General features: G+C 57.1%; 23 protein-coding genes and 1 pseudogene. 17 read left to right on the forward strand and 7 right to left on the reverse strand.

The features are described from left to right. Positions 1-10: 10 nt before the first annotated feature. From KQI26_RS03915 to KQI26_RS03925, 3 genes are read left to right on the forward strand one after another with little or no spacing between them, the layout of a single operon-like run. Positions 11-1,996: a hypothetical protein gene (locus KQI26_RS03915; protein WP_216503301.1), complete on the forward strand. Its 1,986-nt coding sequence runs from the start codon at positions 11-13 to the stop codon at positions 1,994-1,996. A 12-nt stretch (positions 1,997-2,008) separates the two neighbouring features. Beyond that, positions 2,009-3,157, forward strand: coding sequence for an adenylyl-sulfate kinase (locus KQI26_RS03920; RefSeq protein WP_216503302.1), 1,149 nt, complete (start codon positions 2,009-2,011; stop codon positions 3,155-3,157). Positions 3,158-3,159: 2 nt separating this feature from the next. Beyond that, positions 3,160-3,978: a PHP domain-containing protein gene (locus tag KQI26_RS03925; protein WP_216503303.1), complete on the forward strand. Its 819-nt coding sequence runs from the start codon at positions 3,160-3,162 to the stop codon at positions 3,976-3,978. Positions 3,979-4,038: 60 nt separating this feature from the next. On the opposite strand, the gene KQI26_RS03930 is transcribed toward KQI26_RS03925, so the two are convergent. The 5 genes from KQI26_RS03930 to hutH all read right to left on the reverse strand — a co-directional run bounded on the left by KQI26_RS03930 (position 4,039) and on the right by hutH (position 10,478). Then, entirely contained in the window at positions 4,039-4,665 is a 627-nt protein-coding gene (locus tag KQI26_RS03930; protein ID WP_216503304.1) for a cyclodeaminase/cyclohydrolase family protein, read from the reverse strand. Positions 4,666-4,671: 6 nt separating this feature from the next. Further along, positions 4,672-5,919 (reverse strand): imidazolonepropionase, encoded by a 1,248-nt coding sequence (hutI, locus tag KQI26_RS03935; protein ID WP_216503305.1) that lies wholly within the window; start codon positions 5,917-5,919, stop codon positions 4,672-4,674. 12 nt (positions 5,920-5,931) lie between these two features. After that, positions 5,932-6,828: a glutamate formimidoyltransferase gene (gene ftcD, locus KQI26_RS03940; protein ID WP_118427067.1), complete on the reverse strand. Its 897-nt coding sequence runs from the start codon at positions 6,826-6,828 to the stop codon at positions 5,932-5,934. 92 nt (positions 6,829-6,920) lie between these two features. Beyond that, on the reverse strand, positions 6,921-8,942 hold the full coding sequence (locus tag KQI26_RS03945) for a urocanate hydratase (protein WP_216503306.1): 2,022 nt from the start codon (positions 8,940-8,942) through the stop codon (positions 6,921-6,923). A gap of 12 nt (positions 8,943-8,954) precedes the next feature. Continuing rightward, positions 8,955-10,478, reverse strand: coding sequence for a histidine ammonia-lyase (gene hutH, locus KQI26_RS03950; protein ID WP_216503307.1), 1,524 nt, complete (start codon positions 10,476-10,478; stop codon positions 8,955-8,957). A gap of 302 nt (positions 10,479-10,780) precedes the next feature. On the opposite strand from hutH, the gene KQI26_RS03955 reads away from it, so the two are divergent. From KQI26_RS03955 to KQI26_RS03965, 3 genes are read left to right on the forward strand one after another with little or no spacing between them, the layout of a single operon-like run. Beyond that, complete coding sequence (locus tag KQI26_RS03955; protein WP_118746656.1) at positions 10,781-11,782, forward strand: GntR family transcriptional regulator; 1,002 nt, start codon at positions 10,781-10,783, stop codon at positions 11,780-11,782. A gap of 16 nt (positions 11,783-11,798) precedes the next feature. Further along, the gene (locus KQI26_RS03960) at positions 11,799-12,596 is read left to right on the forward strand and encodes an NYN domain-containing protein (protein ID WP_216503308.1); all 798 of its coding nucleotides are present in this window, start codon (positions 11,799-11,801) and stop codon (positions 12,594-12,596) included. Positions 12,597-12,614: 18 nt separating this feature from the next. After that, a complete protein-coding gene (locus KQI26_RS03965) occupies positions 12,615-13,925 on the forward strand; it encodes an amidohydrolase (RefSeq protein ID WP_216503309.1) in 1,311 nt (436 codons plus the stop codon). Between the two features lie 240 nt (positions 13,926-14,165). On the opposite strand, the gene KQI26_RS03970 is transcribed toward KQI26_RS03965, so the two are convergent. Both KQI26_RS03970 and KQI26_RS03975 read right to left on the reverse strand, forming a co-directional pair. Continuing rightward, on the reverse strand, positions 14,166-14,444 hold the full coding sequence (locus KQI26_RS03970; protein ID WP_216503310.1) for a hypothetical protein: 279 nt from the start codon (positions 14,442-14,444) through the stop codon (positions 14,166-14,168). 13 nt (positions 14,445-14,457) lie between these two features. Beyond that, entirely contained in the window at positions 14,458-14,991 is a 534-nt protein-coding gene (locus KQI26_RS03975) for an AAA family ATPase (RefSeq protein WP_216503311.1), read from the reverse strand. A 78-nt stretch (positions 14,992-15,069) separates the two neighbouring features. Here KQI26_RS03975 and KQI26_RS03980 point away from each other — a divergent pair, with 78 nt between their 5' ends. The 11 genes and pseudogenes from KQI26_RS03980 (at position 15,070) to ftsX (ending at position 25,303) form a co-directional block, all read left to right on the forward strand. After that, a complete protein-coding gene (locus KQI26_RS03980) occupies positions 15,070-15,909 on the forward strand; it encodes an epoxyqueuosine reductase (protein ID WP_216503312.1) in 840 nt (279 codons plus the stop codon). 94 nt (positions 15,910-16,003) lie between these two features. After that, the gene (locus tag KQI26_RS03985) at positions 16,004-16,438 is read left to right on the forward strand and encodes a CBS domain-containing protein (protein ID WP_216503313.1); all 435 of its coding nucleotides are present in this window, start codon (positions 16,004-16,006) and stop codon (positions 16,436-16,438) included. A 157-nt stretch (positions 16,439-16,595) separates the two neighbouring features. Continuing rightward, positions 16,596-17,726 carry a peptidoglycan bridge formation glycyltransferase FemA/FemB family protein gene (locus KQI26_RS03990; RefSeq protein WP_216503314.1) on the forward strand — a complete coding sequence of 377 codons (1,131 nt, stop codon included), beginning with the start codon at positions 16,596-16,598 and terminating at the stop codon, positions 17,724-17,726. A 22-nt stretch (positions 17,727-17,748) separates the two neighbouring features. Further along, the gene (alr, locus tag KQI26_RS03995) at positions 17,749-18,843 is read left to right on the forward strand and encodes an alanine racemase (RefSeq protein ID WP_216503315.1); all 1,095 of its coding nucleotides are present in this window, start codon (positions 17,749-17,751) and stop codon (positions 18,841-18,843) included. A 125-nt stretch (positions 18,844-18,968) separates the two neighbouring features. After that, the gene (locus KQI26_RS04000) at positions 18,969-19,292 is read left to right on the forward strand and encodes a cyclic-di-AMP receptor (protein WP_118746647.1); all 324 of its coding nucleotides are present in this window, start codon (positions 18,969-18,971) and stop codon (positions 19,290-19,292) included. 6 nt (positions 19,293-19,298) lie between these two features. Beyond that, positions 19,299-20,255: a DNA polymerase III subunit delta' gene (locus KQI26_RS04005; protein WP_216503316.1), complete on the forward strand. Its 957-nt coding sequence runs from the start codon at positions 19,299-19,301 to the stop codon at positions 20,253-20,255. After that, positions 20,227-21,030: pseudogene (locus KQI26_RS15260) on the forward strand (stage 0 sporulation family protein); the annotation flags it as partial. The gene KQI26_RS04005 and the pseudogene KQI26_RS15260, both read left to right, overlap by 29 nt. A gap of 803 nt (positions 21,031-21,833) precedes the next feature. Next, positions 21,834-22,313: a DUF4830 domain-containing protein gene (locus KQI26_RS04015; protein ID WP_216503318.1), complete on the forward strand. Its 480-nt coding sequence runs from the start codon at positions 21,834-21,836 to the stop codon at positions 22,311-22,313. A 192-nt stretch (positions 22,314-22,505) separates the two neighbouring features. Further along, positions 22,506-23,591, forward strand: a complete 1,086-nt coding sequence (locus tag KQI26_RS04020) for a CdaR family transcriptional regulator (protein WP_118427037.1) — start codon at positions 22,506-22,508, stop codon at positions 23,589-23,591. Positions 23,592-23,712: 121 nt separating this feature from the next. Further along, positions 23,713-24,429, forward strand: a complete 717-nt coding sequence (gene ftsE, locus KQI26_RS04025) for a cell division ATP-binding protein FtsE (protein WP_118427035.1) — start codon at positions 23,713-23,715, stop codon at positions 24,427-24,429. After that, complete coding sequence (ftsX, locus tag KQI26_RS04030; protein WP_253292666.1) at positions 24,416-25,303, forward strand: permease-like cell division protein FtsX; 888 nt, start codon at positions 24,416-24,418, stop codon at positions 25,301-25,303. The genes ftsE and ftsX overlap by 14 nt, the downstream gene beginning before the upstream one ends. Positions 25,304-25,312: the final 9 nt, after the last annotated feature.

Genomic DNA, 25,312 nt, shown 5'->3' on the forward strand with positions numbered 1-25,312 from the left:
AAGCACAGTCATGCGAACCATTGAACTGGCCAGAAAACTGGCCGAAATGGGCCAGAAGGAGGACGCCCAGAAGGGGTATTTCCTGGCCCTGCAAAAAGAGGAAGACCTGGAGCCAAAAGAGGAATTGGAAGCGGCCAGCTATCTCTTTTTTTCCAAATGGGATCATAAGCTGCCCTTCAGCGTTTTTGTTTCGCTGTATAACCGGGGGTTCTTCCGGGCGGAGCTGATGAACCTGATGCAGCAGGCCTTTTATCTGCCCAATGTGCAAAAGCAGAAGAAGCAATATGAGCGCAACTGCCGTGCGCTGGGCAAATACCCCTATTTTTTCCACGAGGGTTTTCTGGAATGGGAAGAGCTGCCCATTCTCTTTTTCCCCTTTAACGAAAAGGGGTATATCCCTTATTTCAAAGGGGAGGATCGCTTTGGCGATTACATCGATTTCAATGACCCGGTGATCGACCGGTACTTTTTTAAGGATTTGGAAAAACCCATCCTGGCCCAGGATGTTTATTCCCAGTATCAGCTGGAATATTTGAACGACAATGTGCGCAAAAGCGAATGGGTGGCCCGGGACAACCACATCTATCTCCATTATGCCCAGTGGCAGCGGTTTTGCGCCTACCTCCAGTGTCTGGATTTCACCGCTTTGCTGAAGGAAAAAAAGCTGGTCTTTCTCATAGAAGAGGAGATCGACCGCTATCCCATCGATTTCAAAGCCCGGTTTGGCATGGATTACAGCCAGTACCCCATAAAGCCCGTGGGGATCCGGGAAGTGAAAAAGATGATCTGGCACACCCAGCTGGCCACCCACAACGGCGGCGACTTTTTCAACGAGATCTTCTATGGCCACCCCAATTTGATCGCCTATGAATCTTTGATGTTTGACAGCGCGGAGGAGATGATTCGGGAGCAGCGCCGGGAACTGCGGAAGGTTCGACGGGGGGAGTGTGCGCCTCCGCCGGCCCTGAAGGCCTTGCTGGACATCCCCAGCCCCACCGACAAGGATCTGCTGGTGGCCACGTTCCTGGCCAACGATGAGGTCAGCGGCGACAACCGGGGGGGCGAGCGGATCGTGCCCGCCCTGTTTTTCCAGCCCCACTTTTCCAACATGGTTTATCGCCCCCAGCTGAACCAGACCGGGGACCGGGCCATTTTGGTTTCGGAGCAATATGAATCCATCCGCAATTCCCCCCTGTTCCAGCAGTTTAAATACATCAAGACATTTACCCCCATGCGCCGCCCCACCACCAGCTATGGGGCCACCGTGCGCTTTATGGAGCGGAAAGTCAATGAGGATTTGGAAGGAGAGAAAGTGGTGGGGGATGTCCTCACCGTCCGCCTGCTCAACCGCAGCTTTATGGTGGACCGATGGGATCGGTTATACCGAGATAGTGTATTGGTTCGCTTTGAAGACGGCAAGCTCAACCCCAAGGCCACCTTCACCGCTTTGGCGGAATTTCTCGATATCCCCTACACCGAGAGCATGACCTATTGCTCCGGCGCAAGCGGGCTGAACCCGGAATCGCTGGCGGGCAATGATCTGGGCTTTGACCCGGCCGCCATCTACCGCACCTATGATGACTATGTGAACGATGCCGACCGGAGCCTGCTGGAATATTTCCTCCGGGATGCCTATGAGGAATATGGATATGATTTCCATTATTACCATGGGGAAACCGTGGATATGGACTGGGTGAAGGAAAAGCTGGAAGGGGTGCACAACCTGGACCGCCGCATCCGGGAGACCTACCGCAGAGCCATAGATCGACAAAGTAAAAATGGTATTATTGTGTCCGACGGGGTCACCTATGAGCGCGAGGAGGGCTGCGATTTGGCAGCTCAGCACGCATTGGATGATATTCATAAAGGCCGCTTGCAGATGACAGAACTTTTGCTGAAAAACCTGATGTTTGTCAACCGGGACAACCAGCCCCTGCGCCTGATGAAAAAGCTGGAGCTGGACCCCCGGCTGCTGGAGCAGCCGCTGTATCACTGAGGAGGAATGAGGATGGAGAACAAAGGGACCGTCTATTTTTTCACCGGTCTGTCCGGCGCGGGCAAATCCACAGTGGGCGGCCTGTTTTATCGCCGTCTGAAAAACACCAAGCCCAATGCGGTTTATTTGGATGGAGATGAGATCCGGGTAGCTTTTGGTGAAGATGTGGGGTATACTCAAGAGGAACGGCTGCGCTGGGCCGGGCGGATCTTCCGGGTGTGCAAGCTCCTGTCCGATCAGGGCATTGATGTGGTCTGTTGTTCCATCGCCATGTTTGATACCGTGCGTCGGTGGAACCGGGAGAATATCCTCAATTATAAGGAGATCTATATCCGGGTGAAAAAAGAGACCCTGCTCCGCCGCAACCAGAAGGGACTGTATACCTCGGGAAGCAATGTGGTGGGGGTCGATCTGCCCTTTGATGAACCCAAGTCTCCTGACCTGATTTTGCAAAACGACGGTGATCGCACTCCTCTGGAACTGGTGGAGGAAGTGGAGCGGATCTTTTATCCCAACATTGTGGAAAATCCCATCAACAATACCGATTATTGGGATCAATATTATCGCAACCAGATCTGTTCTACTCAGCCCTCTCCCTTTGCCCAGTATGTGGCCACGCTGGTGGAGCCGGGCAAAACATTGATCGATCTGGGATGCGGCAACGGCAGAGACTCTCTGTTTTTTGCAAAGCAGGGAATGCAGGTGGTGGCCATCGATCTGTCCAGGTCGGCCATCGATCAGCTGAACCAGCAGCCGGTGGAAAATGCCCGCTTTGTGTGCGGTGATTTTATCGCCAGCGATGTGCATCAACCGGACAGTTACGACTATGCTTATAGCCGCTTCACAATTCATGCCATCAATCAAAAACAAGAAACCATGCTGCTGCAAACCATGTTCCGGGCGTTGAAGCCAGGCGGTAAATTTTTCATCGAAGTGCGCAGCGTCAATGACCCTCTCTATGGCAAAGGGAAGGCCGTGGAGCGCAATGCATTTTTCTATGATAATCATTATCGCCGGTTCATTGTTCGGGATGAGCTGGCCCATGGGCTGGAAAATTGCGGATTCCGGGTGGAATATGTCAAGGAACAGACAGGCTTTGCCCCCTATGGCAACGATGATCCGCCGGTGATCCGTATCGCAGCGGCAAAACCGCAGGTGTAAATATGGAATATAGAGCGGATCTGCATACCCATTCTACGGCCTCTGATGGACAATATAAACCGGCAGACCTGGTGGAAAAAGCCCAGAAGGCCGGTGTGGAAGTTTTGGCTCTCACCGATCACGATACCATCGACGGAGTGGAAGAGGCCATTTGCGCAGGACAGGATCTGCGCATGAAAGTGCTGCGAGGGGTAGAGCTGGGGGCCAGCGAAGACCGTCATATGCATATTCTGGGTCTGGCGCTTCGGCCGGACTGTATTCAGTTGGCAGAGCTATGCCGTAAATTGCGAGAAAGCCGGGATGAGCGGAAATACCGTATTGTGGATTTCTTGAAGGAAAAAGGAATTTCCATTGATTTGAAAGAGGTGGAAGAACTGGCCGGGGGCAATGTGATCGCCCGTCCGCATTTTGCACAGGTTATGGTGCGCCACGGCTATGTGGCTGCCACACGGGAGGCATTTGACCGCTATCTGGATACCGATGAATATCAACGAATCGAGCGCTATAAGGCGGAGGCCCCCGCTTGTATTGAAGCGATCCATCAAGGCGGCGGCAAAGCGGTTTTGGCACATCCCTATCAGCTGGGATTTTCCGATGATCGGCTTGAGTCCACGGTTCGATGGCTAAAAGAATGTGGTTTGGATGCTTTGGAATGCTATTATCCCCGGCATACTCCGGAGATGGTGAAAAAATATTTAGAGCTGGCTCGGCGTTATGATCTGCACATGAGCGCAGGAAGTGATTTTCATGGAGAAATACCTCGGCCGGATACCGTTTTGACTCCGGTCTCCCTGGAATTGGATTGGCTTATGGAAGCATAGAAGTGAATAACGACAAAAAGAAAACCTGGTGTGGGATCCCACACCAGGTTTTTTGTTTTTTTACAGGGACTGGAGGATGGTCTGATAGATCTTCTGAGACAGTGCCTCTCCTTCTTCCACCATCTTCTGGCCTCGGGCTTTGTAATCCTCCGCCATGGCGGTGTCTTTCAAAGAACCCAGGTTGATGCACACATTCAGCCAGGCCCCCTTCATGGCGCAGCCCAGGTTGAGGGCGGCCACGCCCAGATCGCTGGCGGCGTTCTGGTTGAATTTGCCTTCCATCTTGTCCACCAGGCGCAGAACCTGAAGGCAAAGCTCCATGGTTTCAAAGGGAACCTTGGTGGACTCCACCATGCCTTCGGCGATCTTCTGGCTCCGGGCGGCTTTTTCCTCCGGGGTTTCCTTGGGCATCTTGAAGGCGGCGGAAACCAGGTTGAACGCGTCGGTGTCCTTGTCGATGGACAGGATCAGCTTTTCATACAGAGCCTGGGCCTGGGGAATGATCTCGGCCATCAGCTCGTCAAACTCGGCGTATTTTTTCTTGCCCTGGGTCAGGCGGCACACCATGGCGCACAGCGCGGCCCCGTTGGCCCCGCACAGGGCGCTGACACTGCCGCCGCCAGGGGCGGGAGCATCGGAACCCAGCACATCCACAAAATCCTTGATGGTCAGTTCAGCCAGTTTCATAAGGCGTTATCCTTTCTCATGGGCCACCCGGCCCTTTTTGATGACGGTGCGGCACAGGTTGGAGCCGAACCGGTAGAGGATCATATCCAGATCGGGGGCGTCCCAGATCACCAGGTCACCCTGTTTGCCCGCTTCCACGGTGCCCACTTTGTCACCCATCCCCACCGAACAGGCGGCGTTGAGGGTGACGGCGCACAGAACCTCTTCCGGCTTCAGCTTGTAGCGCAGCAGCCCCAGATTCATAGCAAAAGGCAGGTTGAGAGAGGGGCAGGAGCCGGGGTTGAAATCCGAAGCGATGACCACCGGGATACCCAGTTCCACCATGCGCCGGGCCGGAGCAAAGGTTTTGTCCAGATAGAAGGAGGTGGCGGGGAGCAGATCGGCGATAACCCCGCCCTTGGCCATGGCCTGCATCCCCTCTTCGTTGGAGGCGATCAGGTGTTCGGCGGAGAGGGCGCCCACTTCGGCGCTCAGCTCAGCGCCGCCGATGGCGTCGATCTCGTCGGCATGGATGCGGGGCACAAGGCCCAGGGCCTTGCCGGCCATGAGCACCTTCCGGGACTGGGGCACATCAAAGGCCCCGGTCTCACAGAACACATCGCAGCACCGGGCCAGCTTCTCCTCTGCCACGGCGGGGAGGATCTTTTCCACCAGCAGATCCACAAAACCGTCGGGATCGTCTTTGTATTCCTCCGGCACGGCATGCGCGCCCAGGAAAGTGGCGTCGATGTCCATGGGATGGGTCTCCTGGAGCTTTTTGATCACCCGCAGCTGTTTCAGCTCGTTTTCCAGGTCCAGGCCGTAACCGCTTTTGATCTCGCAGGAGGTGACGCCCATGGAGAGCATTTCATTCAGAAAGCCCTCAGAACGCTGGAGGAGCTCTTCTTCGCTGGCCTCTCTGGTGTGGCGAACTGTGCTCAGGATGCCGCCGCCCATGCGCAGGATGTCCAGATACCCGGCCCCCGCCAGCTTGAGAGGAATCTCATGCTGCCGCCAGCCGCCAAAGACCAGGTGGGTGTGGGCGTCGATCAGACCGGGGGTGACCAGGCTCCCCTTGGCGTCGATCACCTGGGCTCCCTGGGCCTTTTCCATGGGGAAATCGGCCTGGCTTCCGGCATAGGTGATGATGCCGTCTTCCATCAGCACGCAGGCCTCTGGGATCTTCTCCATCTGCCCCTGCATCTCACCGGCATGGACAGAGGAGCCCAGGGGCGTGCACAGCAGACCAATATTCTGTACCAGTGTTTTTTCCATAGAAAATCACCCTTAGAGGATGTGGTTTTCCAGCACCTGCTTGGAAAAATCGAAGTCCTCGATCTGCATATAGTATTCGGCAGAGTCGATGAGGGCTTTCATGGGGGTCAGACCGATGATCTCGGTGCCCACCACATGGACGCCCCAGCGGGCGGCTTCGGCCTTGACCAGCTCCAGCACGCGATAGAGCGGGGTGCGGTTGAAATCGGTCATGTTGATGGAGACCTGGGCGATGTTCCGGTCTTCCAGCATGACGCCCAGGGCCTTGACGCAGTCAAAGCCGCCGGAGCTGCGGCGGATGATCTTGCCGATCTTGCTGGCGATGCTTACATCGGAAGTGCTCAGATTGATGTTGAAGGCCACAAGAGGCATCCGGGCGCCCACGGCCACCACGCCTGCGGTGGGATGGATCTTCCGGCCGCCGAAATCGGGCTCCCACTCTTCCTGCTGCACCTTTTCTGCCATGCCTTCGAACTGGCCCTTGCGGATCTTGGCCAGGTTGACACGGTGGGGAGCGCTGGCAGAATCCTCATAGAGGAACACCGGCAGGCCGAAGCTGTCGGAGATCTTCTGGCCCACTTCCTTGCTGATGGCGATGGCTTCTTCTTTTGTCACATCCTTGATGGGAATGAAGGGGATGACATCCACAGCGCCCATGCGGGGATGCTCGCCTTCGTGCTTGGTCAGGTCGATGAGCTCCACAGCCTTACCGGCCAGATCGATGGCACACTGGGCTACGGCGGAGGGCTCGCCCAGGAAGGTGATGACGGTGCGGTTATGGCTGGGGTCGGAGGAATAGTCCAGCAGGGCTACGCCGGGGGTGTGGCGCACCACATCCACAACTGCTTCGATCACTTCGGTGCGGCGGCCTTCACTGATATTGGGGACGCATTCCAAAATTTTAGCCATGGTGATTGTTCTCCTTTTTCTATATGTCTCTGAAATAGTGGCAGACCGGGGTTCGGGGCGGAAAATTTCCGCCCCAAACCAGGGAAAGATGATTATTTGCTCTCTTTGATGACCCGCTCCACAAGGGCTTCATCGGCCACATAGGGCAGGGTGATATGGCCCTTTCCGGCGTAGTTTTTGTTGTATTCCACGCTGGTGGACACAGAGTTTTCGTTTCTGGCCCAGCTGCGGCGGGCAACACCGCCCATAACATCCCACATCAGGGAAGAGCGGATGATCTCGTCCACGCGCTCGCTGCCGTCCAGCACCAGGCCGAAGCCGCCGTTGATGGCTTTGCCGATGCCCACGCCGCCGCCGTTGTGCAGAGCGCACAGGCTCATGCCACGGGCTGCATTGCCGGCGAAGCACTGCACTGCCATATCGGCCATCACATTGCTGCCGTCCTTGATGTTGGAGGTCTCACGGAAGGGGGAGTCGGTGCCGGACACATCGTGGTGATCCCGGCCCATCATCACAGGGCCGATCTTGCCTTCCCGCACCATCTCGTTGAAGCGCAGGGCAATCTTCACACGGCCTTCGGCATCCTGGTACAGGATGCGGGCCTGGGTGCCAACCACCAGCTTATTCTTCTTGGCATCCCGTACCCATACCCAGTTGTCACGGTCCTGATACCGGCGGTCGGGATCGATGCAGTCCATGGCCGCCTGGTCGGTGGCGTCCAGGTCTTCCGGCTTGCCGCTGAGGCACACCCAGCGGAAGGGACCGTAGCCAAAGTCAAAGAGCAGGGGGCCCATGATGTCTTCCACATAGGAGGGGAAGATGAAGCCGTCTTTTTCGTCGATGCCGTTCTTGGAGATCTCCTTGACGCCGCTGTCATAGACGGCCTTCATGAAGGAGTTGCCGTAATCGAAGAAATAGGTGCCCTTGGCTACCAGAGCCTTGATGGCTTCAAAATGACGGCGCAGAGTGGCGTCGATCATCTTGTGGAAGTTCTCCCGGTCGTTGTGGAGCATATGGGTGCGCTCCTCGAAGGTGATGCCCACCGGGCAGTAGCCGCCGTCATAGGCGTTGTGGCAGGAGGTCTGGTCGGAAAGCAGGTCGATGTGGATGTCCTTTGCCAGGCAGTGTTCCAGCAGATCTACGATGTTGCCGTGGTAGGCGATGGAGATAGGCTCTTTCTTCTCCATGTACTCCTTGGCCCACTGGAATACCTGATCCAGGTTGTCGCTGACCTGGCTGACCCAGCCCTGATCGTGACGGGTCTTGATGCGGCTTTCGTCCACTTCGGCGAACACACCCACGGCCCCGGCGATTTCCGCCGCCTTGGGCTGAGCGCCGCTCATGCCGCCCAGGCCGGAGGAGACAAAGAGCTTACCGGCCAGGTTGCCTTCGGCAGGAATGCCCAGGAATTTCCGTCCGGCGTTGAGGATGGTGTTGAAGGTGCCGTGGACGATGCCCTGGGGCCCGATGTACATCCAGCCGCCGGCGGTCATCTGGCCGTAGTTGGCCACGCCCATTTCTTCGGCAATCTCCCAATCGTCGATGTTGTCGAACATACCCACCATCAGAGCGTTGGTGAGGATAACCCGGGGAGCGTCCTTCTTGGAGGGGAACAGGCCCACAGGATGGCCCGATTCGATGACCAGGGTCTGGTCGTCCCGCAGCTCTTCCAGGTATTTTTTGATCAGACGGTACTGGAGCCAGTTCTGGCAGACGCTGCCGGTCTCGCCATAGGTCACCAGTTCATAGGGATAGAGGGCCACTTCAAAATCCAGGTTGTTGTCGATCATCACCTGGAAGGCCTTGCCCTCGATGCAGTTGCCCTTGTATTCGTCGATGGGCTTGCCGGACAGGCGGCCTTCGGGACGATAACGGTAGGCATAGATGCGGCCCCGGGTCTTCAGCTCCTCCAGAAATTCGGGAGCCAGTGTTTCATGCAGCTCTTCGGGAACATAACGCAGCGCGTTCATCAGGGCCAGCTTGGTCTGGGCCTCGGTGAGGCGATAGCCGCGGTCAGGGGCCCGGCGGATGCCCTCTACAAAAGCGGGATATTCCGGCAAGGTGGCATCCAGCTTGATCTGCATGGCCTGGCCGATCTCTTTGTTGCTCAGCATGGGTGTTCCTCCTTATTTCAGTGCGCCGATGGTTTCTTCCACCAGCTCATTCAGCTCGGCGGACTTGACCATCTTGTCAAATTTGTTCATTTCAATATAGGAAATCTGGTCGTGCTCCCAGGCGGGGACACTCTTGCGGATGTGCTTGTACACAGCGCTCATGGCCTTGCCCAGCTTGCTTTCGTCCCGGAAGGTCATGGCCTGGGATGCGGCAAACAGCTCGATGCCCAGCACCTTCTGGCTGTTGTCCAGGATGGACAGGGCCTTGCGGGCGGCGGTGGTGCCCATGGACACATGGTCCTCCTGGTTGGCCGAGGAGGGGATGCTGTCCACGCAGGCGGGATGGGCCAGCACTTTGTTTTCCGACACCATGGAGGCGGCGGCATACTGGGTGATCATTAGGCCGGAGTTGACGCCGCCGTGCTCGATGAGGAAGGCGGGCAGACCGGACAGCTGGGGATTGACCAGGCGCTCGGTGCGGCGCTCGGAGATGTCGGCCAGCTCGGAAATGGCGATGGCGATAAAGTCCATGGCCAGGCCCACCGGCTCGCCGTGGAAGTTGCCGCCGGAGATCACATCGTCCTCATCGGGGAAGATCAGGGGGTTGTCGGTGACGGCGTTGATCTCCCGGGAGATCACATCGTAAGCATAGCGGATGCTGTCCCGGCAGGCGCCGTGCACCTGAGGCACGCAGCGGAGGGAATAGGCGTCCTGCACCTTACCCGGCTGCACATCGGCGGCAAGACCGCTGCCTTCCAGCAGGCGGAGCATATTGGCGGCGCAGTCGATCTGGCCCTGGTGGCCGCGCACGGCATGGACTTTGGGATCATAGGCCTTTTTGATGGCCAGGAGTGCTTCGCCGGTGAGGGCGGCGCAGATGTCGGCGGTTTTCATCAGCTTGACGGCGCCGTCCACCACGAAGCAGCCGATGGCTGTCATGATCTGGGTGCCGTTGATCAGGGCCAGGCCTTCCTTGGCGGCCAGTTCCACCACCGGGATGCCGGCCTTTTTCATGGCTTCGGCGCCGGGCATTCTTTCGCCCTGGTACCAGGCTTCGCCTTCGCCCAGCATCACCAGCACCATGTGGCTCAGGGGAGCCAGGTCGCCGCTGGCGCCCAGGGAGCCCTTCTGGGGGATGACCGGATGAACGCCCTTGTTGAGCATATCGATCATGGTCTGGATGGTGCTCAGGCGAATGCCGGAGTTGCCTTTGCTCAGCGCATTGCACCGCAGCAGCATCACGGCCCGGCTGATCTCCTCGCTGAGAGGCTCGCCCATGGCGCAGCTGTGGCTGATGATCAGATTGCGCTGCAGTTCCTTGGTTTCGTCAGCGGAGATGAGCACATCGCTGAATTTGCCGAAACCGGTGGTCAGGCCGTAAATCACAGCGCCGTCCTCCAGCTTCTGGTCCACATAAGCCCGGGCCTTGTTGACCTTGGCCTTGGCCTCCTCGGTCAGTTCCACCTTTTCCCCATGGCGGGCCACCTGGATCACATCTTCGATGGTCAGATGGTTGCCGTCGATCATAAGAGCCATATCTGTTCCTTCCTTTCTCTCCGTAGGGATGAAAAATTTTTCGTAAAAAGACGATCTTTGGCAAATTGGTACACTAAAAATCATAAAGGTACAGGGTCATTGTATAAAAAACAAAACGCAAAGTCAATGACTCCCGAAAGAATTGGTACATTCTCACCGAAAAATGAGAAAAAAACTAGCAATTTCCCCAAAGATATGGTATGCTTTTGACTAGACCAATTTGCCGGGGAGCAGGCTGTGCCAACGGTTCAATCTGGTAAAACAACAGAGAGAATGAACCAATTTCCCCGGAAGGAGGAGCTATGACCTTCAATCTGGATCCAAACAAACCCATTTATCAGCAGGTGGCCCAGCAGATTTTGCAGGACATCAAAGAGGGAAAGCTGCGCCCGGGGGACCGGCTGCCCACCGAGCGAGAGCTGGCGGCCCAGTTGGGGGTGGCCCGGGGCACGGTGAAAAAGGCCTATCGGGAACTGGCCGACAACAACCTGGTGGAAGTCATCCAGGGCAGCGGTACCTATGTCCATTCCCACCGCCAGGGGGCGGAAGGGGAGAAGCGGAAGCTGGCCATGGCCCTTCTGGAGGAGACCGCCGACCGGCTGGACCTGTGGGGCTTTTCGCCGGAGGAGAGCCTGAACATGATGCGCATCGTGCTGGACAAGGCCAGCCCGGGGGAAAAGACCCTCCGCCTGGCCGTCATCGACTGCAACCCGGAGAGCCTGGCCATTTTCAAAAAGCAGCTTTTGTACCTGCCCGGGGTTTCCCTGTCCCTCTTTATGGTGGACAGCATCATTCTGGACGACGATCCCCGGGCCCTTCTGGCCGATTTCGATCTGGTGGTCACCACCGAGACCCACTATGACCAGATCGCCCAGAGCCTGGCCGGTTTTGGGAAAAAACTTCTGAAAGTGGCCATGGCCCCTTCGCGGCATACCATCGTCAGCATCACCACCTTGCCCCGGGAAACGCCCATCGGCATCATCTGCTCCAGCAACAAGTTTGCTAATCTCATTACCGAGCAGCTGTGTTATTTCCGGGAGGAAGAAAAAAGCTATCCGGTGAATTTTGAAACAGACCTGCAGAGCACCATCGGCTTTATGGGCCGGTATGGAGCCATTGTGGTTTCCCCCGATTCCCTGCTCTTTGACAAGCAGGCGGCCGGGGACGCACTGGACCGATACCGGCAGCAGGGGGGACGGGTGATCCCCTTTGATTATCTCATCGAGCGGGGCAGCCTGATCCACCTGGAGGAACAGGTGGGCGCTCTGATGGAGGAAAAATATCACCTGCCGGAGACGCTGTAAGGAAGAGGAGAAAAGGATGGAAAAAGAAGACAAGCGCTTCGCCCTGCTCATCGACGGGGAGAATGTGTCGGCCAAATACATCAAAGGCATTTTAGAGGAACTTTCCAACGAAGGGGTCATCACCTACAAACGGATCTACGGGGACTGGACCAGCGCCAATATGCAGGGGTGGAAGGATGTGCTGCTGGAAAACTCCGTGACGCCCATTCAGCAATACAGCTATACCACCGGCAAAAACGCCACCGATTCCGCCATGATCATCGATGCCATGGACATCCTCTATGCCGGCAATGTGGAGGGGTTCTGTCTGGCTTCCAGCGACAGCGACTTTACCCGCCTGGCCTCCCGCCTGCGGGAAGCGGGGAAGATCGTGGTGGGCATGGGGGAACGGAAGACCCCGTCTGCCTTTATCGCGGCCTGCAATAAATTCAAATACCTGGAAGTCCTGCAAAATTCCGAGCCGGAGGCTCCTGAGTGCCCCGAGCGGAAAGAGGTCATGGAAAATGACTCCGCCGCAGGGGGCCAGAACACCGCCCGCACTTCTTTGCGGGAGATCCGTCGGGCGGTGCGCACCATCATCGACGACAGCAGCGAAGACGACGATCAGTGGGTGCCTCTCAGCATTGTGGGAGATACTCTGATCAAGCGCTTCCCCGAATTCGATGTGCGCAACTACGGCCACCGGAAACTGACCACCTTTGTCAAGGCTTTGGATGCCTTTGAGGTGCGGGAAGTACCCAGTCCCATAGACAGAAACACCAAGAAGATCTATGTGCGCACCCGCCCGGGCAACCGGAACCGGCGGGGAAAATGAGCAAAGGAGAGAAAGAAAATGGATTACAAGGCACTCAATGGAATCTGTGAGGAATATGCTCAGAAGGCGGTGGAGTGGCGCCGGGATCTGCACCGGCACCCGGAACCGGCCTGGACGGAGTTCCGCACCACCGCTTTTCTGGCCAAGACGCTGGAGGAAGCGGGGGTCCCTGTGCTCATGGGCAAGCAGGTGGTCTGCCCGGAATACGCCATGGGCTATCCGGAAGAAAGCGTGATCAAGGCCGCCATGGAGCGGGCGGTGGAGCAGGGGGCCGACCCCTCTTATGTGCAGCGCACCGAGGGCTATACCGGTCTGTGCGCCGTGATCGACACCGGCCGGGAAGGGCCGGTGGTGGCCATCCGCATGGACATTGACAGCAACGATGTGGAAGAAAACCGCACCGATGCTCACCGTCCTCAGAAGGAGGGTTTTGCTTCCTGCAACGCAGGGGCCATGCATGCCTGTGGCCACGACGGCCATGCGGTCATCGGCCTGATCACCGCCCTGTCCCTTTACCGCATCCGTGAACAGCTGCAGGGCAAGGTGAAGGTGATCTTCCAGCCGGCGGAAGAAGGAGTGCGGGGCGCGTTGTCGGTGTGTAAGTCGGGCATTCTGGACGATGTGGACTTTGTGCTGGGTGGGCACATCGCCGAGACCTCGGACGGTTCCTTGCAGGTGTGCACCAACACCGGCGGATACCTGGCCACCGACAAATTCGATGTGACCTTCAAAGGAGAAGCTTCCCACGCCGGCGGATCGCCGGAAAAGGGCCGCAACGCTCTGCTGGCGGCGGCACTGGCCACCCTGGGAATGCAGACCCAGGTGCAGGACGGCCGGGGCATGGGCCGGTGCAATGTGGGCCTGCTGACGGCGGGCACCGGGCGGAATGTGATTCCGGCCCAGGCCACCCTGAAGGCCGAGACCCGGGGCTCCACCAGTGAGATTGCTCAGGACATCTACCGCCATGCCGTGGACAGCATCGAAGGGGCGGCCAAGATGTACGGCTGCACCTATGAAGTGACAAAAATGGGCGGCGCGGCCAGCGCCCAGTCCGATGAGAGCCTGCGCCAGGTGGTGGAGCAGGTGGTGCGGGACAGCCTGGGGATGGAGCCGGACACCGTTCGCCAGGATCTGGGCGGTTCGGAGGACTTCACTTATATGATGCGCACCGTGCAGGGGCATGGAGGCAAGGCCATGCATATGTTCCTGGGCACCCGCCGTTGGGGTTCGGCCCACAACGAGTGGTTTGATTTTGGAGAAGATGTGCTGGTGTTCAGCGCCAAGGTCTTTGCCAGCTGCGCTTTGCGCCTGGCCGGACGGACAGAATGAAAAATATTCCAGACTGTCGAAAAACCTGCATAGGGAAAAAGGATTCTGCCCTATCCATATGAATTTGCAAAAAGCTGCGACCTGTGCGCGGCTTTTTGCACCGATCAAGGGACAAGTGTGCGCCGTAGGCGTGTATGCAGCCCCTTGCAAAAACTCGAAAAAGTGGCCTTTGGCCACTTTTTCGACACGCTCAATCCCCCATCTCTCATGGAGAGATGGGGGATTGTTGTCTGGAATGGGTTAATTGGACCACAACGGAGCGGTAAAATAGGCGACAGAAAAGAGGAAGAACAGAAGGAACAGTATAAGGCTGACATACCGTTTTTTCATAGCAAAATACAGAAGGGTAAAGACGGCCCACAGCCCCAGAAGGATGTACACAAGGATGGTGAGTAGGGTGAACTGTTTTGCTCCCGAGGGCAGAAGCCCGGCCATGCACAAAAACAGCACCACATTGGCAAGGGAGGAAAACCGGCCCAGGTTTTTCTGGTTGATTTGCTCTTTCCATTTGGACAGCATATCCATTCTCCTTTCACAACAGGTTGGCCGCTCCCAGCACCCGCCGAAGAAGGGTTTCGGTGCTTTCCGGCCATAAAATAAGGGCGGGACAAGGAGCCTGGGCGATCTTTTTCAGATGGGAACACAGGGAGTTGGGTTCTTCTTCCCCGGCGGTGTCATAACAGGCGGCCCATTCCAGAAACTCCTGGGTCAGCTGGTGGTGAGGGTGTCGGGGGTCTTCCCACTGACCATAGCGCAGGGTTTCCCTTTGGCGCAGCCGCTCCATCCGTTTCTTTTCCGGGCAGCGCAGCAGCACCAGCAGGTCGGGGGTAAAGGGAGGGGCGGGAAACCAGCGGGTCACATCCCCATCCAGGATAAAGGAGGGAAACTGCCTGAGATCTTCTTCCAGCATCCGCCGCTGCTCTTCCACCGGCCGGGGAATGTCAAACTTCTCATCGGGCCACAGATAGTGGTCACTTTGCAGATGGGGCAGGCCGGTTTTTTGAGAGAGGGCTTTGGCCAGGGTGCTTTTCCCCGCCCCGGAGGCCCCCAAAAGCTGAAGGATCATGGTGTTTCCCCCTTTCCGTTGCAATTTGGATAGGGATATTTTATCATAAGGCCAGGGGAGAAACAAGGAGGGGTGCAGATGGACGGCGTGGAAAAAATCAAGGAAATACTGGAAAGCTGGAGCGGGGGTTGGGGCATCACCGAGGCACAGCCGGTGCTGGGGCGCATGAGGGAGGAAAAACGGAAAAAGGCCCTGGAGCAGATGCCGGGCCTTTCCGCTCTTTTGTGCTGCGTTCTGCCCTATTACGCCGGAGAAGAAGAGGGGAACCTGTCTCTGTATGCCCGGGGGGAAGACTATCACCAGGTGGCGGGGCGTTATCTGGAAGAAAGCTGCAAGCAGCTGGAGGAGCTGTTTCCCGGCCATACATTCCGGGGCTATGCAGATATTTCCCCCTATCCCGAGGTCTATGCCTGTGCCCGGAGTGGGCTGGGGAAAATCGGACAAAACGGCCTGCTGATCACGCCCCAGTGGGGAAGCTATGTGTTCTGCTGTCTGATCGCCTGTGACCTGCCTCTCACAGGGGGGAAGGAGCCGGAGCCTTGCCGGGGCTGTGGCCTGTGCCGGGCCGCTTGTCCTGGTGGGGCCCTGACGGAAGAGGGAAAGCTCATGGAGAGCCGGTGCCTTTCCGCCCTCACCCAAAGCCGGGGAGAGCTGTCCCCCTGGCAGGAAGATCTGATTGCCCGCAGCAAACGAATATGGGGCTGCGACATCTGCCAGCAGGTGTGCCCGGAAAACAAAGGGGTAAAAACCAGCTATATTGCAGAATTTACAGAGAATATTACGAAAAGTATAGAAAAACAGGATCTGGAGGGGCTTTCTGACCGGGCCTTCCGGAAAAAATATGCTGGGAAGGCCTTTTCTTTCCGGGGGATCAAACCCCTGAAACGGAACCTGGAACTGAAGGAAAAGAAGGAATAATCTCCCCCTGGGGGAGTGAAACTAATGCCAAAGCTCAAAATTAGAATCCGGGCCTGGACAGAGGGAGAAAAGGGTGTGGAAAAAGGAGGAAGCCATGGAGGTTTGGCATTTGATGAGCCCTGGTGCAGTGACGGTGGGGCCGGAGGAGTCGGTGGCCAGAGCGGCCCGGCTGATGGAGCGTCACGGCGTGGGGGCCCTGCCGGTGTGTGACGGAGAGGGGAGGGTCAAGGGCATCCTCACCGACCGGGATGTGGCGGTGCGCTGCGTGGCTCTGGGAGAAAGCCCGGAGGAAACGGCGGTGGGGCAGATCATGTCCCGCCATGTGCTCACCATCCCGCCGGGGGCCGACGCCCGTCAGGCTGCCCAGTTCATGGCCCAGGGGCAGGTGCGCCGACTGCCGGTGGTGGAGGATGGTGTTTTGCAGGGGGTGATCTCCCTGGGGGATGTGGCCAGATGCCAGGCCTGCCATCTGGAGACCCTGCGGGCCTTGGAGGAGATCTGCCGGGAGGGAGCGCCGGGGGAAGGGTGAAGCACTTTAAAAACCGGGAAAAAGCAGAATCATTTTGACACCCGCCTGGAAGGGGTGCTATACTGAATCCATATATCTTTTCCCTTTGGGAAAAAAGTAGGATTCGGCATCACCGGGGCGGTTTTTTCGCCCTTTCAGAAAAAGGATGGATGATACAATGATCGAAACAGTGACAACGGCTACCCTGGCCGAATACGAAGGGTTTATCAAGGGGCATCCCAAGGGCCATTTCCTCCAGTCCTCCAAATGGGGACGGCTGAAGGACAGCTGGAAGTGGGAGGCCATCGTCAGCCGGGATGGAGAAGGCAAGATCCGGGGCAGCCTGGCGGTGCTCATCCGCAAGGTTCCCGCCGCGCCCTATACCCTGATGTACGCTGGCCGCGGCCCGGTGTGCGACAGCCACGACAAGGAGACTTTGGCCGAACTGACCCAGGGGGCCAAAGAGCTGGCGAAAAAATACCATGCCTATTCTCTCATGATGGACCCGGACATCAAAAGCGAGGATAAGGAGTTCATCTCCATCATGAAGGAGCTGGGCTACAAGCACAGAGAGAGCGGCAAGAACTTTGAAGGGGTGCAGCCCAACTATGTGTTCCGCCTGGATGTGGCGGGCAAGAGCCTGGATGAGCTGATGGCCGCCTTCCACCAGAAGACCCGCTATAACATCCGCCTGGCCGGGCGGAAAGGGGTGGAGGTCATCTGCTGCAACGAGGAGCAGGTGAAAGAGATGCTGCCCCATTTTGCCCGGATCATGGAAGAGACCGGTCAGCGGGACGGCTTCATCACAAGACCCCAGAGCTATTTTGAAAAGCTGCTGCGGGAGATGGGAGAGGACGCCCGGCTGTATATGGCCATCTATAACGACAAGCCGGTGGCCGGCACCCTGGCCATCCACTTCGGCAACAAAGTCTGGTATCTCTACGGCGCTTCCTCCAACCAGTACCGGAATGTAATGCCCAACTATCTGCTCCAGTGGAACATGATCCAGTGGGCCGTGGAAGAAGGCTGCGATATTTATGATTTCCGGGGCGTCTCCGGAGATTTGACCCCGGAAAACCCCCTCTATGGCCTGTACCTGTTCAAAAAGGGCTTCAGCGGAGAGCTGGTGGAGTTCTGCGGGGAGCTGGAATACATCTATAAGCCTGTGGTCAATCTGGCCGTGGGCGCCGGAATGAAAATGGTGCGCACCCTGCGCCATGCCGCCTATGTGCGGAAAACCAAGAAGGACAAGCCCCAGGAAAACGCCAAAGAGACAGAGAAGCAGGAAGAAAAACAGGAAAACAAATAGCCCTTGGGGAAGGGGATAACAGATGAAACGGCTTGTGATCGAAGAAGAAAAGATCATACACAATCTGGAGGTCATCGGGGAAAAATCCGGCGGGGCCCCGCTGATCGCTGTGCTCAAGGCCAATGCCTACGGCCTGGGGATGCTTCCCATGGCCGACCTGCTCCGCCGTCAGGGAGTCAAGCGCTTCGGCGTCACCGAGCCGGAAGATGCCGTGGCCCTGCGGGACGGAGGATTTCTGGATGAGGAAATTCTCATGCTCCGCTCCACCGCCGTCAAGGAGGATATTGAGAAGATTCTGTCCTCCACTGCCACAGCGGCCATCGGTTCCTATGATGCGGCCGTGGCGGTAAACGGCATGGCGGAAGAAGCGGGAATGGTGGTGGATGTCCATGTGGAGATCGACACCGGCATGGGCCGCTATGGCTTCGAGCCTTCGGAACTGGAGCGGGTGCTTTCGGTGTTCCGCTTTATGGGAAATCTCCATGTCACCGGTATGTTCACCCATTTCCCCTCGGCCTTTGCCAGCCCCAAGGCTACCAGGGCCCAGTATGACAAATTGGTGGAAATGGCGGCCAAGGTGCGCCAGGCGGGCTTTGACCCAGGGATGCTCCACGCCGCCAATAGCGCCGCCTTGTTCCGCTGTGACCTGCCCTCTCTGGACGGGGTGCGCATCGGTTCGGCCATCGGCGGCCGCACCACGGCCAAGGGAGACACCGGGCTGCAGAAGACCGGACGGCTGGAAAGCCAGGTGGCCGAAGTCCGTTGGCTTCCGGTAGGCCACGGAGTGGGTTATGGCCCGGCCTTTGTCACAAAGCGTCCCACCAGAATCGCCGTCATCCCGGTGGGCTATTCCGACGGATTCATGGTGGAAAAGGGCCGGGACGCCTTCCGATTCCGGGACAGCCTGCGCTATGCCCTTGGAGATATGGCCAAATGGCTGCGGCGGAAAAAATTCTATGTAACGGTGGGAAATCGCCGGGTGCGGGTGCTGGGGCATGTGGGTCTCAACCATACCACGGTGGATGTGACCGACATCGACTGCCAGCCGGGGGAAATCGCTTTGTTCGATGTATCCCCCATGTTCGTGCCCCCCTCCATTCTCCGGGTCTACCGGTGAGGAAAAAGGACGCTCGTTCACGAAATATCCATTGAATCTTTTTTCCAGATGGGGTATAATAAGAACAATCCAAAGGGGGATTCCACCAATATTTTTAATAAAAACCACCAAGGAGGCGGCTACATATGAAAATGATTATTGCGATCCTCAATTCGGACGATGCTTCCACCGTCATCCATAACCTGATGAAGGAAGGTTATCAGATCACCAAACTGTCCACCACCGGCGGCTTTCTCCGGGCCGGGAATGTGACGGTGCTCATCGGCGTGGAGGACGACAAGCTGGAGCACTGCCTGGAGATCATCGGCAAGTACTCCAAGAGCCGCAAGCAGCTCATTCCCAGCAGCGCCGAAGCCGGCATCAGCTTCTATCCTTCCATGCCTGTGGAAGTGGTTGTGGGCGGCGCCACCATCTTCGTGCTGGATGTGGAACAGTTCAAGAAAGTCTGATCGATTATGCGTCTTTCGCATTTGTTGGGGAACGAGCGTCTCAAAGAGGCGCTCGCTCCCCTTTTCAAAGAGGATTTTCCTCAGTCTGTGATTCTGGAGGGGGCGGAGGGCCTGGGAAAGCGCACCGCCGCCTTTTCTATGGCCAAAGCCCTGATGTGCCAGGAAAAAGACGGGCCTTGCGGCCATTGCGGCCCCTGTGTGCGCATGGAGGCCGGTTCCCATCCGGACTACCGGCTGTTTAATCCGGAGGGAGGGCTGATCAAGGTGGACGATGTGCGGGAGATCCGCCGTCTGTCCTTCATCCGCCCCAGTGAAAGCAGCCAGAAGGTTTTTGTGCTCAACGACAGCGGCAAAATGAATCCCCAGGCCCAGAACGCTTTGCTCAAGGTGCTGGAAGAGCCCAGGGAGACGGTGTTTATCCTGCTGTGCCGTCAGGCCGAGGAGCTTTTGGAAACGGTGCGCTCCCGGTGTGTCCGCTATGCTCTGGAGCCTTTGCCCCGGCAGGTGGTGGAAGAGGAACTGGAAAAGCGCCAGCCGGAGAAAGAGCCGGAAGCAAGACGCCAGGCGGCGGAAAACTGCGGCGGATCTCTGGGCCGGGCCCTTCAGCTTCTGGAGGGAGCCGAGGGCAAGGGAAGCGCTGTGGCCCGCCGTTTTCTCGCGGCTTTGCACCAGGGAGAATGGCAGGTGCTCACCGCCTGTGTGGAAGCAGGGAGCCTGAATCGGGAGGAGTTTGCCCTTTTCTGCGATGAGGCCTGCGTGGGCCTGTGGCATTTGGCCCGGGAAAAGGGCGGGGAAGACTGGATTTTGTCCTTGTATGAATATGTGCGGGGCCTTTCGGCCCGCGTCCAATGGAACGCTTCGGTGTCCGCCATGAGCGGGGGACTGGCTGCCACTTGCGGCCAGCTGCTCTTTGCCGGGCCCCAAGGGAGGAAATATGACGGAAGTTATCGGAGTTCGTTTTAAAAAAGTAGGAAAAGTATATGATTTTGACCCGGTGAATCTGAAGGTGGACAAGGACAGCTATGTGATCGTGGAAACCGCCCGAGGGGTGGAGTACGGTCAGGTGGCCACGCCCAACCACGAAGTGGAGGACGATCAGATCGTCAAACCTTTGCGCCGGGTGCTCAGGGCCGCCACCGAAGAGGACAAAAAAACGGTGGAGGAAAACCAGCGCCTGGAGAAAGAGGCCTTCGCCATCTGCGAAAAGAAGATCCGGGCCCATCAGCTGGAAATGAAGCTGGTGGAGGTGGAATACACCTTTGACCGGGGGAAGATCCTCTTCTATTTCACCGCTGACGGCCGGGTGGATTTCCGGGAGCTGGTGAAGGATCTGGCGTCGGTGTTCCGCACCCGTATTGAGCTGCGGCAGATCGGCGTGCGGGACGAAGCCAAAATGCTGGGAGGACTGGGTGTGTGCGGCTGCCCCTTGTGCTGCGCCACCTTCCTGGATGATTTTGCCCCGGTGTCTATCAACATGGCCAAGGACCAGGGCTTGTCCCTCAACCCTTCCAAGATCTCCGGCAGCTGCGGCCGGTTGATGTGCTGCCTGAAATATGAAAACGAGGCATATCAGGATCTGCTGCGCACCACGCCGCCGGTGGATTCTTTGGTGGAGACTCCCAACGGCCAGGGCGTGGTCACCGAGATCAGCCTGCTGCGGGGATTCTGCAAGGTCCGGCTGGAGGACAGCAACGAAGCGCCCCGGCTTTATCGCAAGGATGAGCTGACGGTGCTGCGCCCCGGGCGCATCCGGGCCCGCCGCCCCAAGAACAAGTCGGCAGACCATGGGGAAGCTTCCCCCAAGGCCCAGGAGACCGGCCCCAAACCGGAACCGGTTTCCCAGAAGGCGGAGCCCGCTCTTGCCCTCAAAGTGGAAGAGGAACGGGGAGAAAGCCGGGAAAAGCCTCAGCGGCCCCAGCCTCGCCGTCCCCGGGAGAACCGTGAAAATCGTGAAAATCGGGAGAAGCGGGAGAACTGGGAGGGCAGAGAGAACAGAGAAAAGCGGGAGGGCCGCAATAACCGTGAGAGCCGTGAGAACCGGGAAGGCCGGGAAAACGGGGAGAATCGGGAAAACCGCAGCCGTCCGCCTCGCCGCTATCCCCCTCGCCGCCCCCGGAAAAACGGAGAAGGAAAGCCGGAGGGCAAAACTGAAGATTGATTCACAGCGCCTCGGAAATACGCCGGGGCGCTTTGTATGTCGAAAAAGTGGCTCAGGCCACTTTTTCGAGTTTTTGCAAGGGTCTGGCGGCGAGCCGCCGCTCCCATTCTTTTCTTTACCCAGGTAGGGCGTATGAGGCAGGGCAAAAAATATTTGCTTACGGAGGCACCCAGCACCTTGAGGAGTGTAAAAAAACCGGCGCACAGGTCGCGGCTTTTTGCGGATGGATGAAGGGAAGAGCGAAAAGCCCTCTTACATAACAAGGTTTTTCGACAGTCTGAGCGCCTCGGAAATATGCCAGGGCGCTTTTCCATGGATCAGGCATAAGAAGTGGGACAGGGGCATAGGTATAAAGCACAATGAGGAACACATGGAGGTGCTTTATGCTGATTTTCACCACCAAGCTGAACAAAAAGAAGCTGCTCGCCCTGGTGATCGGGGCCTTTGTCCTGATAGGAGCGGTGATTTTGCTGTGGCCCCACAAGGAGGAGGGAGCTCCTGTTTCCAGTATGGGAAGTCTGGAGGGAGCGGGGAACTATCTCCAGTCCCTGGGGTACGAACTGGAAAAGGAGCCGGTGCGCCAGGAGGACATCACCTTGCCCAAGAAGTTTGACTCGGTCTATGAGGAATACAACAACCTGCAAAAGGAATGCGGCTTCGATCTTTCCCCCTATAAGGGGAAGAATCTCACTTTGTACACCTATCGCCTGACAAACTACCCCGGCGAGCCGGAGGCCATGGCCGATGTGCTTCTGAAAGGGGAGAAGGTGGTGGGCGGATCAGTGTATTCCGCCGCTCTGGACGGTTTTATGCACGGGCTGCGCCCGGTATCGGACGCTCAGGATAGCTCTTCCAATCCGTGAAAATGGGAGCGGGCCATGGCCCGCTTCCCCTTTTTTGCCTGCCCTTTCCCTTACAAATGACGGAAACAAAGCAGCTGGAGAAAAGTTCTATAAAATATTTTGCAAATAATTGTTGAAATTCATAGAAAAATACATTAAAATAGACATAGCGCTTTCTCGCAATTTATTGAAATTAGACAAAGGGTGGTTTTGATGGCAGCACGCTTGTTTCAGAGCATCTTGCTGGAAGTGAAGGACAATGTGGATTTTATCCTCGGAGTGGTGGACAACACCGGTGTGATCACCGCCTGCACTGAACTGAAATTTATCGGCGAAAGCATCGAAGCCGCCGTGGAATTTTTCAAAATGGGCCTGGAAGAAGGCCAGGCCGGCGGCTATACTTTCCATATGATCGGCGGGTATGAAGCCGGGGCCGAAAACGCTGTTTTTGCCGGCAGTATCGGAGAGCGGGCCACCTTGGTGTGCGCCCTCACTGCGGTAGCCATCAAGAACAGCAAGACCCAGTACGATGAAAAGCATGACAAGGTGACCTTTATCAAAAAGATTATTTTGGACAACATCCTCCCCGGGGATATCTATATCAAATCCCGGGAGATGCATTTCGTCAGCGACTGCAAGCGGGTGGCTTACAGCGTGCGCATGGAGGACCGGCAGGATGCCGCCGTCATGGAGGCCTTGGTCAAGCTCTTCCCCGACCGGCAGAAGGATTTCGTCATCACTATCAGTGAAAGCGAGATCGCTTTGATCAAAGAGCTGAAAAACGGCGATGCCCGGGAGGTCTCCCGCATTGCCGAACAGATGGACAAGGCTCTGGACGAAGAGGTGGGTATTCCCCATGTGATCGGCATCGGCTCGGTGGTGGGCCAGCTGAAAGACATCGCCCGCTCCTTCAAGGAAGCTCAGATCGCCGTGGATGTGGGCCATGTGTTCAATGAGGACAAGACGGTGATGAACTTTGAAAACCTGGGCATCGGCCGTCTGATCTACCAGCTCCCCACCACCTTGTGCGAAATGTTCTTGTCCGAAGTCTTTAAAAAAGGCTCCATCGACTCTCTGGATGAGGAGACTCTCTTCACCATCCAGAAGTTCTTTGAAAACAATCTGAATGTCTCCGAAACCTCCCGGAAGCTGTTTGTCCACCGGAATACCCTGGTTTACCGGCTGGAAAAGATCAAGAAGCTCACCGGGCTGGATCTGCGGGAGTTTGACAACGCCATCGTGCTCAAAGTGGCCCTGATGGTCAAGCAGTACCTCCGCTCCCGGGAGACCATGGCGTAAAAAAAATCACAGGGACCGCTTTGTCCCCCTTCCCCTCTGAGGGGGAGGGGGACGAGACGGCCCTTGTCCTTATGCTGCCCAAAAGGGGCAAAAAAGAAAGAGGGGAGGCGGAGGCCGGACCATGATTAAGTTAGTGGATGCTTACAAGACCTATGACAACGGCACCAAAGCCCTGAACGGTGTGAATCTGGAGATAGCAGACGGGGAATTCGCCTTTATTGTGGGCCCTTCGGGCTCGGGCAAATCCACCATGATGAAGCTGCTCATCGGGGAGATCCGTCCCACCAGCGGCAAGGTGTATGTAAACGATTTCGACCTGACCACCATCAAGAACCGGCAGTTGCCCTATATGCGCCGGACGGTGGGCGTGGTTTTTCAGGATTTTCGCCTGATCGATAAAAAGACAGTGTTTGAAAATGTGGCTTTTGTGATGCGGGCCGTGGGCACACCTCCCCGGATCATCAAAAAGCGGGTGCCCTATGTGCTGGACCTGGTGGGCGTGCTCCACAAGGCCCGGCGCCATCCCGATGAGCTGTCCGGCGGTGAGCAGCAGAGAGTGGCCATCGCCCGGGCGTTGGTGAATAACCCCAGTGTTATCATCGCCGACGAGCCCACGGGCAACCTGGACCCGGCCCGTTCTCTGGAGCTTATGACCCTCCTGGGCAAGATCAACGCCCTGGGTACCACTGTGCTGGTGGTCACCCACGAAAAAGAATTGGTCAATCAGTTCGGCAAGCGGGTCATCAGCATTGACAGGGGCCAGGTAGTGGGGGACCACACCGGCGGTTATTACGACGATTTGGAGAAAAGCGGGTATCAAATTGATGAAGCGTTTTAATCTGAGATATTATCTGAAAGAGGGCATCAGCAATTTCTTTTCCCATCGGCTGATGTCGGTGGCGGCCATCACGGTCATTGCCGCCTGCCTGCTCATCACCTCCAGCTTCAGCCTGGTGGCCTACAACCTGGGAATCCAGGTGGCCGATCTGGAGACCCAGAGCGAAATCATGCTGTGGGTGGATGAGACCTACACCCGTCCCCAGGCCCAGGCCCTGGAAGAGGAAATCAAACAAGTGGACAATGTGGAGACGGTGGAATTTATCCCCAAGGAAGAATCCCTGGAGGATTATAAGGAGCAGATGGGAGACGACGCCTACATACTGGAAGGTCTGGAAAACGACAATCCCCTGCGGGATGGTTACCGGATCGTTATGAAGGATGTGTCTCTCCACCAGGAGACAGTGGATGCCCTGGAAAAGATCGACGGCATCGCCAGCACCACCAGCAAAAAGGAATTTTCCGATAAACTGGTAAAGATGCGCAGCGTGGTCAACGCCATCAGCTATACACTGATCGCCATGCTGGGAGCAGTGTCCATCTTTATCATCTCCAACACCGTCAAGCTGGCCATGTTTGCCCGGCGGGAGGAGATCGCCATCATGCGCATGGTGGGCGCCACCAATCACTTTATCCGCTCCCCTTTTATTGTGGAAGGTCTGGTGCTGGGAGAGATCGCAGCCCTTGTGGCCTTTGGTTTGGAATGGCTGATCTATGACTATATCGCGGAAGGCGTGGTGGGCAGCACCGGCCTGATGGAAATGGTGGCCTTTCCCCAGTTCGCCCTGCCTTTGCTGCTGCTGATGCTGGCGGCAGGGTTGGTGTTGGGCTCCGGGGGCAGCGTGCTCACCATCCGCAAATTCCTGAAAGTGTAACGGACCAGA

Source organism: Intestinimonas sp. MSJ-38, assembly GCF_018917925.1.
Classification (GTDB): domain Bacteria; phylum Bacillota; class Clostridia; order Oscillospirales; family Butyricicoccaceae; genus Pseudobutyricicoccus.